This window comes from Phenylobacterium sp. (assembly GCF_036502675.1).
Lineage (GTDB): Bacteria > Pseudomonadota > Alphaproteobacteria > Caulobacterales > Caulobacteraceae > Phenylobacterium.
Map to the genome: position 1 here is coordinate 1 of NZ_DASXYF010000066.1, position 12,769 is coordinate 12,769.

Here is a 12,769-nt window from a genome sequence, read left to right on the forward strand (position 1 = left end):
AGCCCGGCTCGTTGGAGACGATCATCCCGGGCCTCAGGGCCACCATGTTCGGCAGCTTGGCGATGCGGTGCGGGCCCTCGTGCACGCCCAGGTAGGAGCCGACCCCGTGGCCGGTGCCATGGTCGTAGTCGAGGCCGTGCGCCCAGAGCGCCACCCGGGCGAGCGCATCCAGGGCCGAGCCGGTGGTGCCGGCCGGGAAGCGCACGCGGGCCAGCGCCAGATGGCCCTTCAGCACCAGGGTGAAGCGTTCGCGCATCTCCGCGGTGGGCTCGCCGATGGCGACGGTGCGGGTCACGTCGGTGGTGCCGTCCAGGTACTGGGCCCCGGAATCCACCAGCAGCAGCGAACCGGCCTCCACCTTGCGGTTCAGCCGCTCGGTCGGGCGGTAGTGCACGATGGCGCCGTTGCCCGCCGCCCCGGCGATGGTGTCGAAGGACAGGTCCTTCAGCGCCCCGGTGCCTTCGCGGAAGGCCTCCAGCCGCGTCACCACCTCGATCTCGTCCAGCGCCCGCGTGCGGCTCTCGCCGTCCAGCCAGTGCAGGAAACGGGTCAGCGCCGCCCCGTCGCGGACGTGGGCGCGCCGCGCGCCCTCCACCTCCACCGGGTTCTTGCAGGCCCGCGGCAACAGGCAGGGGTCGTCGCCGCGCACCACCTCGGCGCCGCCGGCGGCCAGCGCCTCGAAATACCAGGCCGAGGACTGGCCGGGGTCCACCAGCACCTTGCGGCCGCGCAGGTCCGCCAGCGCCCGGGGCAGGTCCTCGGGCCGTTCCAGCGTCACCTGGTCGCCGAGCCAGGCGCCCAGCTCCGGCGTCGCCTTGGCCGGATCGAGGAACAGCCGCGCCGTGCCGTCATAATTGAGGATCGCCTGGCCCAGCGGCAGGGGCGAGCGGATCACGTCGCCGCCGCGGATGTTGAACAGCCAGGCCAGCGAGGCGGGTGCGGTCAGCACGGCGGCGTCGGCTCCCATCTGCCGGCCGACCCGCCGGCGCTTGTCGGCCGACTCCTCGCCGGAGAACTCCAGCGGATGCGGCACGACCGGCGCCGCGGGCTGGGCCGGCCGCTCCGCGCCCCAGGCCTCGTCCAGCGGATTGACCGCGACGGGACGCAGCTCGGCGCCCGCCTTGGCGGCGGCGGACTTCAGCTTGGTCAGCCCGTCCGGACTGTGCAGGCGCGGGTCGTAGCCGATGGCCTGGCCCTGCGCCGCCGCAGTCTCCAGGTAGGCCGGCACGCCGCCGTCCACCAGGTCGCGGATCTCGAACAGCTCGCCGTCCACCTGGTCGCGGACCTGCAGGCTGTAGCGGCCGTCGACGAAGATCGCCGCCTTGTCGCGGAAGATCACCGCCGCCCCGGCCGAGCCGGTGAAGCCGGTGGCCCAGGCCAGCCGGTCGTTGGCCTTCGGCAGGTACTCGTTCTGATGCTCGTCCTCGTGCGGCACCAGGAAGCCGTCCAGGCCCTGGCGGTCCATCGCCTGGCGGATCAGCGGCACGTGCTGCGGGCCGAAGGAGGGGGTGGTGGTTTCGTCGAACGTCTGGCGCATGAAGGTTATGTAGCGCCGGCGGCGGCGGCGGCCAATCACGCCGGCGAAAAACGCGGGCGCAGCTTCCTGCGCCCGCGTTCGCGACCTGAAGCGGTCCGCCGGGGACTACGGATTGCGCTCCGGCGCGGTGTCGGAAGCCGGCGTGCCGGCGTCCGTCGCGGCGCTGGCGGCGTTGGCCGCGGCGTCGCGCGTGTTCTCGGCGGTCCGGGCGGCCGCCTGGCGCGCGTTCTCCGCGGCTGCGGCGCTGGAGCGCGCCATGGTGTCGGCGGCGTCGCGCGAGGCCTGGCTGGCGGAGAGCGCGACCTGCTGGGCGTTCACCGTGGCGCTGTCGACCATCGCCTCGGCGCGGCCGGTGTCGCGGGCGGCCTGCAGGTCGGCGTCGCTGCGGTTGTTGCTGAAGAGGTAGATGGCGCCCAATACCGCGACCGTCGCGACCACGGCGGCGATCCACCAGCCGGCGGTGCTGCGGGCGGGCTCGGATGCGATTTCGCGGCGCACGACCGCGGGCTCTTCGATCACCGTGCGCTCGACATAGGGATCGTTGGGATTGGACATGTGCGGGCCTCCGGGCTGCGACGGCGTCGGCCGTCCGTAGCCCTCAGAACGTCATCTTCCCGCTGCGGTTCCGCTTCGCCGCGCGCGCGCCTGTCGGGGACGCTACGGTCGCCGAAGCACCAAAGCCGACCAGGCGTCGCGCCGGAGCCGGCCCGCCAGCCCGAAGCCGCGCGAGCGGTAGGCCGCCAGCACGCGGCGCTCCTGCACCCGCAAAAGCCCCGAGAGGATCGCCACGCCGCCGGGCCGCAGGCCGTGCTTGATGTCCTGCGCCAGGGCCACCAGCGGGGGCGCCAGGATGTTGGCGAACACCAGGTCGTAGGGCCCGGCCGCCCGCACCGCCGCGTGGTCCAGGCCCGAGGCGTGGACAAACCGCGCCGGGGCCCGGTTGAGGATGGCGTTCTCGCGGGCGATGCGGACGGAGACCGGGTCGATGTCCACTCCCACCACCGTGCGCGAGCCGGTGCGCGCCGCGGCCAGCGCCAGCACGCCGGTGCCGCAGCCCACGTCCAGCACCTTGCCGAACCGCCGCGACTTCAGGAGCTGGTCGAAGGCCAGCAGGCAGCCCACCGTCGTCCCGTGGTGGCCGGTGCCGAACGCCGCCCCGGCCTCGATGCGCAGGTTGACCTTGCCCGACGGCGCCAGGCCGCGGTCATGGGCGCCGTAGATGAAGAACCGGCCGGCCCGCACCGGCGGCAGGCCCGACAGCGCCATGGCCAGCCAGTCGGCGTCGGCCAGCACCTCGACGTGCACCTTCAGCCCGGCCAAGCCGCGCAGCAGCCCCTGCAGCGCCTCGGTTTCCTCCGGCGTAGTGGGGAAGGCGTCGATCCGCCAGAGGTCGCGGTCCTCATCCTCCTCGAGGATAGAGTAGGTCGCCTGCTCGGTGGCGGGGTTGGCGTCGATGGCCTCGGCCGCGGCCTCGGCGATCGCCCGGGGGCCGCGGGCGGTGATCTGCAGGGGGTCGTGCGTCATGCCGCCCGCTCTATTGCGGCGCGGGAGGAAAGGCGAGCGGCTTCAGACGTCCGGCAGGGGCGGCGCGCTGTCGTCGTCCGACGATGACGGCGCCTCGGCGTGCAGGCCGGCAAGGATGTCGCCGCGCTCCGACGGATAGGCGGCCGGCTCGCGCGCGTCGGCGTCGAACTCCGCGCGCTCATGGCGGAGCGGTGGCGGCTCGTAGGTGGGTTCCGGCGCGGGCAGGGGAGCCTCGGCTAGCGCCTGGGCGATGGCGGCGTCGTTGCGCGGCAGCCAGTCCGTGCCGACGACGTAGTCGGGCGCCGGCCCGGTATAGGCGGTCATGGCGGCGCTGTCGTCGAATTGGGGCTGCGGATTGGCCGCCATCGCGCTGGAGCCGGCCTGCAGCGTCAGGTTGGGCCGCAGCACCCCGCCGGCCGCCAGGCCCAGGGCCGCGGCCACGCTGGCGCCGATGAACAGCTGTCTCACGTGCTCGCGTCCTTCCGACGTCACGCGAACAAAGCGCGCGCGGCGGCCGAAGGTTCAAGCCGCCGCCGGCTGCGCGCCCGAACGACTGCGCGGCCGCGGGGCGGGAAGCGGCGCCGACGCGCCCTGCGCCGTCGGCCCCAGGTCTCGGTCGCCATCCTCGCCCGCCTGTGCCAATACGGCGCAGACTCACCGGTTGCGCGCCGCCTTCGGCTGATGCGCTGCAAGGGGAGGGCCCGGCCGCAACGCCGGGCCGACGCCGACGTTTTTCACGCCAGCGGAGACCTCATCGATGACCAAGTACCAGCCGCTCAGGGACCACCTGCAAGGCCACAAGGCCGCCTTCTGGCGCGCCAGCTTCGACGACCTGGAACAGGTGCTGGGCTTCACCCTGCCGAAGACGGCGCGGGAGAGCACGGCCTGGTGGGCCAACGACGCGGAGAAGGCCCACTGCCGCACCTGGCTCGACGCCGGGTGGCGCATCGAATCGGTGGATCGTGCCGGCCAGGTGGCCCTGTTCGAGCGGCAGGACGTCCTGGAGGACGATCTGCCGGAGCGCTACTTCACCCCCGTGCCGAACCCGGCGGTCAGCGACGGCTCGGAGAGCAAGCTGCGCCGGGCGATGGGCCTGACCGCGGTGGTGGGCGGCGTCGTCGCCGTGGCGGCGGGGCTAGGGGCTGTGGCGTTCAAGGTGATGCGGAAGAAGGGATAGAATCGGTCATTCGTCGAAGGTTGCCATTCAGCTGAAGCTGCGCTACAAGTGTTCCTGTTTTGTTCTGATGGAGCCCGGCATGACGCAAACGAGTGGACAGGCCGATGAACCTTCCGACTGGGCCCGAAAGCAGCCTGCGGACGGCTCCTTCGACGTCGCGGGCATGGGAGGGTGGCTTGCACTGCCGAAGTCGAAGATCTTCCAGCTTTGCAGGGCATCGAGGCGGGTTCTCCAGTCTGGCTGAATCCCCCAAGCAAAAAACGCGGATTGATCGCTTGATGGACAGATTGGGCGACGATGACCTCGGACGAAGGGCGCGGCGCGGGATGCATACGGCGGCACCGTGCGGAATGGCCAGATCAGGGTCCGAAAGTGAAGGTCGGGTGAAAGCTGCGCCACGATGGTATGCTCTGGCGCCGCTGGCGCTGAGCCTAGCAGCGCTGCAGCCTAGCCTTTGGGGGTGGGATTTTTGCCACGGCGCGCGCGGCTGCGCCGGCCTGCAAAGCGCACTGAGCTGGATCGCTGCGGGTTTTCCTCACGCTCCGGCTTATCCTCTGGCGTTCCCCAATATCGGCGCCTGGGGTATTTTCGGCGTCCTGGCCGCCTTGGATTTTCTCCTGTCCTGGGCGGTGTGGCGAGCGCTCCCGTCAAGGCCGACAATTCTGTAGCTGACGTCAGCCTGGATCTGCGGGTTGGCGCTGTCGGCCATGTCGGTCCTGGCCACTCCGTATCTGATCGCACTCCTGTGGAAATCGCATAACGTTTAGGCGTGGGCCCCGCCGCCTCACGTCTTCTCCACGAAGCTGTCGATCACCTTCTTGTCGCCGGCCTTGTCGAAGGCGACGGAGAGCTTGTTGCCCTCCACGCCGGTCACCTTGCCGTAGCCGAACTTGACGTGGAACACCCGGTCGCCGCGGGCGTAGGCGCCCGACGCCGCCGAGGGCTCGGAGACCGCCACCAGCCGGCCCTCGCCTTCGATCACCGGCTGCCGGCCGGGATGGCCGCCATGGTAGTCGCGGGCCTGAGCCCTTCGCCAGCCGGGGGAGGAATAGCCCGCCCCGAACGTCGGGCTCTCGTCCCAGCGCGAGCCGTGCTGCTCCATGCCCGGCCCGCCGCCGTAGTAGCCGGTGTCGGAGGCCGCCTCCACATTGGCCAGCGGCAGCTCGTCGACGAACCGCGACGGCAGCTGGCTGGTCCAGCGGCCATAGACCTGCCGGTTGGCGGCGAAGGAGATCCGCGCCTCCTCGCGGGCCCGGGTGATGCCCACGTAGGCCAGCCGCCGCTCCTCCTCCAGCCCCTTCTCGCCCTTCTCGTCCATGCTGCGCTGGGAGGGGAACACCCCTTCTTCCCAGCCCGGCAGGAACACCAGCGGGAACTCCAGCCCCTTGGCGGCGTGCAGGGTCATGATCTGCACCGCGTCCTCGCCGGCCGCCCGGTCGATGTCCATCACCAGCGAGACATGCTCGAGGTAGGCCCCCAGGCTGTCGAAGGCGCTCATCGACTGCACGACCTCCTTGAGGTTTTCCAGCCGGGTCTGGGCGGTGGGCGTCTTGTCCAGGCGCAGGGCGTCGGTGTAGCCGCTCTCCTCCAGCACCATCTCCATCAGCCGCTGGTGCGGGATGCGCTGCGCCTCCGCCCGCCAGCGCTCCAGGTCGCGCAGGAAGTTGGCCAGCGCCGTGCGCGTCCGCGCCGTCAGCTCGTCGGTGCGCACCAGTTCGTGCGCCGCCGCCCCCGCCGACACGCCGTTGGCGCGGCCCAGGTGCAGCAGCTTCTGCACGGTGGTGTCGCCGATCCCCCGCTTGGGCGTGTTGACGATCCGCTCGAAGGCCAGGTCGTCGTCCGGCGACTGGATCAGCCTGAGGTAGGCGTGGGCGTCGCGGATTTCCGCCCGCTCGAAGAACCTGGGCCCCCCCACCACCGTGTAGGGGATCTGCAGCATCACGAAGCGCTCCTCGAACGCCCGCATCTGGAAGGAGGCGCGCACCAGGATCGCCATGTCGCGGAACCGGCGCGGGTCCTTCTCGGTCCCGCCCTTCCTGGCCCGCTCGATCTCGTCGGCGATCAGCCGGCTCTCGGCCTCGCCGTCCCACACCCCGCGGACCACCACCTTCTCGCCGCCCTCGGCCTCGGTCCACAGGGTCTTGCCCAGCCGGCCCTTGTTGGCGGCGATCAGGCCGGAGGCGGCCGCCAGGATATGGCTGGTGGAGCGGTAGTTGCGCTCCAGCCGGATCACCTGGGCCCCTGGGAAGTCGCGCTCGAAGCGCAGGATGTTGTCCACCTCCGCCCCGCGCCAGCCGTAGATCGACTGGTCGTCGTCGCCGACGCAACAGACGTTCCGCCGCTTCTGCGCCAACAGCCGCAGCCACAGGTACTGGGCGACGTTGGTGTCCTGGTACTCGTCCACCAGCAGGTAGCGGAACTTGTCGTGGTACTCGGCCAGCACGTCCGGCTGCGAGGTGAACAGGGTGATGTTGTGCAAAAGGAGGTCGCCGAAGTCGCAGGCGTTCAGCACCCGCAACCGCTCCTGATAGAGGCGATAGAGCGCCTGGCCGCGGTTGTTGGCGAAGTGCGCCCCCTCGGGCGGCGGCACGCGGTCCGGCGTCCAGCCGCGGTTCTTCCACTGGTCGATCAGGCCGGCCAGATGCTTGGGCGTCCAGCGCTTGACGTCGACGTTCTCCGCCTCCAGCACCTGCTTGACCAGCCGTTCCTGGTCGTCGGTGTCGAGGATCGTGTAGCTGGACTTCAGCCCCACCAGCTCGGCGTGCCGGCGCAGGACCTGGGCGGCGATCGAGTGGAAGGTGCCCAGCCAGCGCAGCCCCTCCGCCTGCGCCCCGATGACGCCCGCGATCCGCTCGCGCATCTCGCGTGCGGCCTTGTTGGTGAAGGTGACGGCCAGCAGCTCCCAGGGCCTGGCCTTGCCGGTGGCCAGCAGGTGCGCCAGCCGCGTGGTCAGCACCCGCGTCTTCCCTGTGCCGGCCCCGGCCAGCACCAGGATCGGCCCCTCCGTCGCCTCCACCGCCGCCCGCTGCTCGGGGTTCAGCCCCTCCAGGTAGTCGGGGCCGCGCACGCGGGCCAGGTCGCTGACGCGGGCGGGGAGGGGGGATGAATCGGGGACAGGCATCGGAACATATGTAGCACGGGCGGCCGCGCGCTTAAGTCCCGTTCGGCGGATCCTCCGGAACCCCTGCGCGACGGCGCCGTTTCGCCAGGGTCTTCGCGAAATATCGAAGGAGACCCGCTATGGCGCAGCGCATGGAGGGGCGGATGCCGCCCTGGCTGGCCTTCGTGCTCGGGGCGCTGGCCGCAATGGCCGCTGTCGCGGTCCTGACGGTGTACACAGGCCTCGGGCCGCTTGCGGCCAGGCCGGTCGCGCTCAATCTCAACCTGCCGAGGGCGCCCTCGCTGCCCGATACGCCGAGGCTCCCCCCGCCGCCGATTCCGACGCCCAAGTAACCTTCAGCCCGAACAGGCGCCCGATGTCAGACTGTCCACCGCCGCCGCCGCGCCAGCCGGCGCCCGCGCTGCTGTGGGGCCTGCTGGGCGCCTTGGCGGTGATCGCCTTCCTCGTCGTCCTGAAATTGATGAGCCGCGGCGGGCTTTAGCCGCCCTGCGCGAACGCCAGCGCGGCCAGCCGGCAGGCCGAAGCCAGCGGCCGGCCCCCGCGCCCCGTGTCGATGGCGGTCATCAGCGCCGCCAGGCTGAGGCCTTCCGCGGCCGCGCGCGCCTCCAGCACCGCCCAGAACTCCGGCTCCAGCGCCACCGAGGTGGCGTGGCCGGCGAGCAGGAGGGAGCGTTTGCGCAGGCCAGGCATGGCGCCGTTCTGGTCCGGCCGCGCCGACGTGGCAAGCGCCCCGCCCGAAGCGAAGGACGGCGACCGGCCGTCGCCACTTCCAGCCGCCCGGCCTGCGGTCGCGCAGGGCGTTCCAGAGCCGGCGTTCCGCATCTGTCGCTTCCCGCCGTAATTTACGCGCGCGTTCGCGCATGATCTCGGAAGGTCGCAGCGCGTCACCCTTCGCCCCGCTTGCGGGGAGAGGATGGTTGAGGGGCCGCGCCGCAGGCGCGGTTGCGGCGGATCGGCCTTCCTCAGATTTCTCCTGAAGCTCACCGCGCGGCGTCGACGCCCCCTCACCTATCCTCTCCTCCCGAAGAGGCGGGGGAAGAGGGGTGCGCAAGCTGCGCCCCATCGAGCAGCTTGCGCGCCGCTTCGCGCTTCAGCTGCTCCGCCGCCTTTTCCGCCTTGGTGCGGCCGAACCTGGCGCGGTTGGCGGCGGCGGCCGATTGCGCTTCGCCCTTGGCGCGGGCCTTGCGGGCCTTGTTGAGGTTGATCGGCTCGGCCATCAGCCGTCGTCCCGGGCCATGGCGCGCTGGAAGGCGGGCCGGGCGGTCAGCCGTTCCAGATAGGCGTCGAACTGCGGATGGCCGGGCAGCAGCGCGCGGGCGAACTGGATGGCGCTGCCCACCAGGATGTCGGCGCCGGTGAAGGCCTCGCCGAGCACGTAAGCGTGCGCGGCCAGGATGTCGGCCAGCCGCCGCTCCATGTTCTTCGGGTCGCCCCAGGCCACCCTCGCGGCCTCCCCGGCCGCCTGCGCCTGGCCGCGGGCCACGGCGTAGAGGGCGGGCTCGATCACCCCGGCGGAATAGGCGAGCCAGGTGAGGTAGGCGCCCCGGTCCGGTTCGCCCACCTGCGGCCCCAGCCCCGCGCCCGGATAGGCGTCGGTCAGGTAGAGCACGATGGCCGAGCTCTCGGTGACCAGCGTCTCCTCGTCCACCAGGGCCGGGACCTTGCCGTCGGGGTGCGGGCTGCGCGGACCGGCCTGGGCGGTCCCGTCACCGCGGGCGATGCCCACATATTCCACCTGGAACGGCCGGCCGAGCTCCTCCAGCAGCCAGAGGATGCGCGTCGAGCGGGAGCGGGGGGCGTGAAAGAGCGTCAGCATGGGCGCGTCTCCGAAAGGCGATCCGGAACAATACAGGAACAAAACTCGCCGACAAGGTGCTGAACCTGTCCGCGTTTCACCCGTTTGGAGAGTTCACGTCCAGTCAAGGAGCAGAATGATGACCGAAGCCTCTCAAATCAGCGAGCACATGGACGTCGTGGGATCCGACGGTCGCCACGTGGGCCGCGTCGACCGTGTGCGCGGCGATGAGATCGAACTGACCAAGCTCGACCTGGGCGCGGGCCTGAAGCACCACATGATCCCGCTGAGCTGGGTCGATTACGTCGACACCGACGAGGTGCGCCTCAACCTGACCAAGGACGCCGCCAAGGCCGCTTGGCGCGAGAAGCACTAAGCCTGCCGGCCCCGGTTCGCGAGGCCGCCAGGCTTCACCCCGGCCGCCGCCGACCGCGGCGGCGGCCGGGGCCTATTTCACCGCCGCGCAGAACCGCTGGATGCGCGTGCAGGCTTCCTCAATGGCGGCGTTGGAGGTGGCGTAGCTGATGCGGAAGAACGGGGCGAGGCCGAAGGCCGCGCCGAACACCACCGCCACGCCCTCGCTCTCCAGCAACTCGACGGCGAAGTCGGAATCGGTTCCGATCACCCTGCCGCTGGGGGCGGTCTTGCCGATCAGCGCCTCGCAGGAGGGATAGACGTAGAAGGCCCCTTCCGGGGTCGGGCAGCGGATACCGTTCGCCTGGTTCAGCATCGAGACCACCAGGTCGCGCCGGCCCTCGAACAGCTTGGCGTTGGGCTTGATGAATTCCTGCGTGCCGCTCAGGGCCTCCACCGCCGCCCACTGCGAGATGGAGCAGGGGTTGGAGGTGGTCTGGCTCATCACCTTGCCCATCAGCTTGATCAGCGGCTCGGGGCCTGCGGCGTAGCCGATCCGCCAGCCGGTCATGGCATAGGCCTTGGAGACCCCGTTCATGGTCAGCGTGCGGCCGTAGAGCGCCGGCTCCACCTGGGCGATGGTCGAGAACTCGAAGTCGCCGAACACCAGGTGCTCGTACATGTCGTCGGTCAGGATCCAGACGTGCGGATGGCGCAGCAGCACGTCGGCCACCGCCCTGAGCTCGGCGCGCGTATAGGCCGCGCCCGAGGGGTTGGACGGCGAGTTCAGGAACACCCAGCGCGTCTTCGGCGTGATCGCCGCTTCCAGGTCCGCCGGCTGCAGCTTGAAGCCGCGCTCGGCCGTGGTCGGGACCGCCACGGGCGCGCCTCCCGCCAGCAACACGATGTCCCAGTAGCTGACCCAGTAGGGCGTCGGGATCACCACCTCGTCGCCGGGGTTCAGGGTCGCCAGCATGGCGTTCCAGATCACCGGCTTGCCGCCGGGCGAGACGTTCACCTGGCTGGTCTTGTAGCTCAGCCCGTTCTCGCGCTGGAACTTGGCGACGATCGCCTCCTTCAGTTCCGGGATGCCGTCGACGTTGGTGTACTTGGTCTTGCCGTCGCGGATCGCCTTGACGGCCGCTTCCTTGATGTTCTCCGGGGTGTCGAAGTCGGGCTCGCCCGCGGCCATCGAAATCACGTCGCGCCCCTGCGCCCGCAGTTCGCGCGCTTTCGCGTCCGCCGCCAGGGTGGCGGAGGGCTTCACGCGGGCGAGCGCGGCGGATTCGAGCGACATGGCGGGAACTCCCGGTCGAGGTTGCAAGGAACGGGCGCGGGTGTAGCCGATGCTGCGCCGCAGGAAAACCCGCGGCGGCCGCCTTGACCCGTGGCCGCCCTTGGGCGAACCAGCCGCATGCGCCGGGTCCTGGACTTCATCACCAACATGGACGCGAAGGCCTGGCGTTCGCTGGCGGTGTCGTTCGTGCTGTTCGGCGGCGTCGGCCTGGTGTTCCTGTTCGGGGCCCAGGTGCTGGGCTTCAACGGCGAGACCACGGTCGAGGGCTGGCTGGACGCGGTGCGGGGACCGGCCGCCCTGCCGGCGGCGGTGGCGGCCTTCGCAGGCCTGGCCTTCCTGGGCGTGCCGCAGTTCATGCTGATCGCCGCCGCCGTGGTGGCGTTCGGGCCGATCACCGGCTTCGCCTACAGCTGGGTCGGGACCATGGTCTCCTCCCTGGTGGGCTTCTACCTGGGCCGGGCGGCCGGCGCGCGCACCCTGGAGCGGTTTTCCGGCGAGGGCGTGCGCAAGTTCATGGACCTCGTCGGCCGCAACGGCTTCCTGGCCAGCCTGATCGTACGCCTGGCGCCCTCGGCGCCGTTCATCGTAGTCAACATGGCCGCCGGCGTGACGCCCATGCGGGTGGTCGATTTCGCCGCCGGCACGGCGGTGGGGATCGTGCCGAAGATCGCGCTCACCGCCTTCGCCGGCGCCTCGATCGTGCAGGTGATGAAGGGGCGGGGAGGCCGGGACGCGCTGTGGCTGGTCCTGGTGCTGGCCGCCTGGCTGGTGACGGGCTGGTTCGCCCGGCGATGGCTGAAGGCGCGGGAAAGCGCCAGGGACGGGGCGGACTGAGACGCCGTCGCGTCGGCGCCTCTGCCCGGAAGATCCTTGCGCCTGCGAGGGACGCCGCCCGGAGTTGCGCAATTATCTTGCGCCGGAGAGGGGATTTCGCTATGGGGGCGGCATGCGCGCCTCCGCTCCCAGCCTGCTTCTTAGCCTGCGGCTTAGCCGCCCCTGGGCGCCTCTCTAGGCTGCGCACTCTTCGCGGCCGGGCGCGCAGGGGATGACCTGACCGCCCGACCCCCCTAAAAACCTCTCCGCGAAGAGACAGGCCATGACCACCCCCAATCCCGATTCCGATTCCGCCACCACTCCCGCCGCGCCCGCGTGGGACCGCGTCATCGTCTTCGACACCACCATGCGCGACGGCGAGCAGTCGCCCGGCGCCTCGATGTCGCACGACGAGAAGCTGGAACTCGCCAAGATCCTCGAGGAAATGAAGGTCGATGTCATCGAGGCCGGTTTCCCCATCGCCTCCAACGGCGACTTCGAGGCCGTGCGCGAGGTTTCGAGGATCGTGACGGAGAGCACGGTGGCCGGCCTCTGCCGCGCCAACGCCATGGATATCGACCGCTGCGCCGAGGCGATCCGCCCTGCCAAACGAGGGCGCATCCACATTGTCATCGCGACCAGCGAATTGCACATGAAGCATAAGCTGCAGATGGAGCCCGAGGTGGTGCTGGAAGCGATCACCCGCTCGGTCGGCCATGCCCGAAACCTGTGCGACGACATCGAATGGTCGGCCGAGGACGCGACCCGCAGCGAGCCGGCTTTCCTGCGCCGGGCGATCGAGGCCGCCATTCGCGCCGGCGCCAGGACGATCAACCTGCCCGACACGGTGGGCTACACCTATCCCTCGGAATACGCGGCCCTGTTCCAGGACATGATCTCGACCGTGGAGGGCGCCGACAGCGTACTGTTTTCCACCCACTGCCACAACGACCTGGGGCTGGCGGTCGCCAACAGCCTGGCCGGCATCCAGGGCGGCGCCCGGCAGGTCGAATGCGCAATCAACGGACTCGGTGAGCGGGCCGGCAACGCCGCGCTGGAAGAGATCGTAATGGCGCTGAAGGTGCGGAAGGACATCATGCCCTTCGCTACCAATATCAACACCACGCTTCTCAATCGCGCCTCCAAGCTGG

The 12,769-nt window shown here is 70.7% G+C and carries 15 protein-coding genes and 1 pseudogene; 6 read left to right on the forward strand and 10 right to left on the reverse strand.

Annotated elements, in window-relative coordinates; genetic code table 11:
* The 4 genes from VGL30_RS07565 to VGL30_RS07580 form a co-directional block, all read right to left on the reverse strand.
* The coding region (locus VGL30_RS07565) for a M24B family metallopeptidase (protein ID WP_331538459.1) at window positions 1-1,537 on the reverse strand (1,537 nt) is incomplete at its 3' end.
* Window positions 1,538-1,642: 105 nt separating this feature from the next.
* A complete protein-coding gene (locus VGL30_RS07570; RefSeq protein WP_331538461.1) occupies window positions 1,643-2,092 on the reverse strand; it encodes a hypothetical protein in 450 nt (149 codons plus the stop codon).
* Window positions 2,093-2,194: 102 nt separating this feature from the next.
* Window positions 2,195-3,061, reverse strand: a complete 867-nt coding sequence (locus VGL30_RS07575; protein WP_331538464.1) for a 50S ribosomal protein L11 methyltransferase — start codon at window positions 3,059-3,061, stop codon at window positions 2,195-2,197.
* A 42-nt stretch (window positions 3,062-3,103) separates the two neighbouring features.
* Window positions 3,104-3,529: a hypothetical protein gene (locus VGL30_RS07580; protein ID WP_331538466.1), complete on the reverse strand. Its 426-nt coding sequence runs from the start codon at window positions 3,527-3,529 to the stop codon at window positions 3,104-3,106.
* 289 nt (window positions 3,530-3,818) lie between these two features.
* On the opposite strand from VGL30_RS07580, the gene VGL30_RS07585 reads away from it, so the two are divergent.
* On the forward strand, window positions 3,819-4,238 hold the full coding sequence (locus VGL30_RS07585; RefSeq protein ID WP_331538468.1) for a DUF7662 domain-containing protein: 420 nt from the start codon (window positions 3,819-3,821) through the stop codon (window positions 4,236-4,238).
* A gap of 784 nt (window positions 4,239-5,022) precedes the next feature.
* Here the strand turns inward: VGL30_RS07585 and VGL30_RS07590 are convergent.
* Window positions 5,023-7,359 (reverse strand): ATP-dependent helicase, encoded by a 2,337-nt coding sequence (locus VGL30_RS07590; RefSeq protein WP_331538470.1) that lies wholly within the window; start codon window positions 7,357-7,359, stop codon window positions 5,023-5,025.
* A 119-nt stretch (window positions 7,360-7,478) separates the two neighbouring features.
* On the opposite strand from VGL30_RS07590, the gene VGL30_RS07595 reads away from it, so the two are divergent.
* On the forward strand, window positions 7,479-7,691 hold the full coding sequence (locus VGL30_RS07595; RefSeq protein WP_331538472.1) for a hypothetical protein: 213 nt from the start codon (window positions 7,479-7,481) through the stop codon (window positions 7,689-7,691).
* 23 nt (window positions 7,692-7,714) lie between these two features.
* Window positions 7,715-7,840, forward strand: a complete 126-nt coding sequence (locus VGL30_RS07600; protein WP_331538474.1) for a hypothetical protein — start codon at window positions 7,715-7,717, stop codon at window positions 7,838-7,840.
* Here VGL30_RS07600 and VGL30_RS07605 read toward each other — a convergent pair.
* The 4 genes and pseudogenes from VGL30_RS07605 to VGL30_RS07620 all read right to left on the reverse strand — a co-directional run bounded on the left by VGL30_RS07605 (window position 7,837) and on the right by VGL30_RS07620 (window position 9,175).
* On the reverse strand, window positions 7,837-8,049 hold the full coding sequence (locus VGL30_RS07605) for a ribbon-helix-helix domain-containing protein (RefSeq protein ID WP_331538476.1): 213 nt from the start codon (window positions 8,047-8,049) through the stop codon (window positions 7,837-7,839). The genes VGL30_RS07600 and VGL30_RS07605 overlap by 4 nt on opposite strands.
* Window positions 8,050-8,110: 61 nt before the next feature.
* Window positions 8,111-8,422, reverse strand: a pseudogene (locus VGL30_RS07610) (DUF559 domain-containing protein); the annotation flags it as partial.
* Window positions 8,364-8,576, reverse strand: coding sequence for a DUF4169 family protein (locus VGL30_RS07615; RefSeq protein ID WP_331538478.1), 213 nt, complete (start codon window positions 8,574-8,576; stop codon window positions 8,364-8,366). The gene VGL30_RS07615 and the pseudogene VGL30_RS07610, both read right to left, overlap by 59 nt.
* Window positions 8,576-9,175 carry a glutathione S-transferase family protein gene (locus tag VGL30_RS07620; protein WP_331538480.1) on the reverse strand — a complete coding sequence of 200 codons (600 nt, stop codon included), beginning with the start codon at window positions 9,173-9,175 and terminating at the stop codon, window positions 8,576-8,578. The genes VGL30_RS07615 and VGL30_RS07620 overlap by 1 nt, the downstream gene beginning before the upstream one ends.
* Before the next feature lie 118 nt (window positions 9,176-9,293).
* Between VGL30_RS07620 and VGL30_RS07625 the strand changes: the two genes are divergently transcribed.
* Window positions 9,294-9,530, forward strand: a complete 237-nt coding sequence (locus tag VGL30_RS07625; protein ID WP_331538482.1) for a DUF2171 domain-containing protein — start codon at window positions 9,294-9,296, stop codon at window positions 9,528-9,530.
* Window positions 9,531-9,602: 72 nt separating this feature from the next.
* Here the strand turns inward: VGL30_RS07625 and VGL30_RS07630 are convergent, their stop codons facing one another.
* Window positions 9,603-10,805 carry a pyridoxal phosphate-dependent aminotransferase gene (locus tag VGL30_RS07630; RefSeq protein ID WP_331538485.1) on the reverse strand — a complete coding sequence of 401 codons (1,203 nt, stop codon included), beginning with the start codon at window positions 10,803-10,805 and terminating at the stop codon, window positions 9,603-9,605.
* 117 nt (window positions 10,806-10,922) lie between these two features.
* On the opposite strand from VGL30_RS07630, the gene VGL30_RS07635 reads away from it, so the two are divergent.
* Both VGL30_RS07635 and VGL30_RS07640 read left to right on the forward strand, forming a co-directional pair.
* Window positions 10,923-11,639 (forward strand): TVP38/TMEM64 family protein, encoded by a 717-nt coding sequence (locus VGL30_RS07635; protein ID WP_331538487.1) that lies wholly within the window; start codon window positions 10,923-10,925, stop codon window positions 11,637-11,639.
* Window positions 11,640-11,901: 262 nt separating this feature from the next.
* The coding region (locus VGL30_RS07640) for a 2-isopropylmalate synthase (protein ID WP_331538490.1) at window positions 11,902-12,769 on the forward strand (868 nt) is incomplete at its 3' end.

Bases quoted from the DNA above. Each gene is read 5' to 3' on its own strand.
- VGL30_RS07590 (WP_331538470.1), bottom strand. From the start codon at position 7,359: ATGCCTGTCCCCGATTCATCCCCCCTCCCCGCCCGCGTCAGCGACCTG.
- VGL30_RS07570 (WP_331538461.1), bottom strand. From the start codon at position 2,092: ATGTCCAATCCCAACGATCCCTATGTCGAGCGCACGGTGATCGAAGAG.
- VGL30_RS07600 (WP_331538474.1), top strand. From the start codon at position 7,715: ATGTCAGACTGTCCACCGCCGCCGCCGCGCCAGCCGGCGCCCGCGCTG.
- VGL30_RS07630 (WP_331538485.1), bottom strand. From the start codon at position 10,805: ATGTCGCTCGAATCCGCCGCGCTCGCCCGCGTGAAGCCCTCCGCCACC.
- VGL30_RS07635 (WP_331538487.1), top strand. From the start codon at position 10,923: ATGCGCCGGGTCCTGGACTTCATCACCAACATGGACGCGAAGGCCTGG.
- VGL30_RS07575 (WP_331538464.1), bottom strand. From the start codon at position 3,061: ATGACGCACGACCCCCTGCAGATCACCGCCCGCGGCCCCCGGGCGATC.
- VGL30_RS07625 (WP_331538482.1), top strand. From the start codon at position 9,294: ATGACCGAAGCCTCTCAAATCAGCGAGCACATGGACGTCGTGGGATCC.
- VGL30_RS07585 (WP_331538468.1), top strand. From the start codon at position 3,819: ATGACCAAGTACCAGCCGCTCAGGGACCACCTGCAAGGCCACAAGGCC.
- VGL30_RS07595 (WP_331538472.1), top strand. From the start codon at position 7,479: ATGGCGCAGCGCATGGAGGGGCGGATGCCGCCCTGGCTGGCCTTCGTG.
- VGL30_RS07620 (WP_331538480.1), bottom strand. From the start codon at position 9,175: ATGCTGACGCTCTTTCACGCCCCCCGCTCCCGCTCGACGCGCATCCTC.
- VGL30_RS07605 (WP_331538476.1), bottom strand. From the start codon at position 8,049: ATGCCTGGCCTGCGCAAACGCTCCCTCCTGCTCGCCGGCCACGCCACC.
- VGL30_RS07615 (WP_331538478.1), bottom strand. From the start codon at position 8,576: ATGGCCGAGCCGATCAACCTCAACAAGGCCCGCAAGGCCCGCGCCAAG.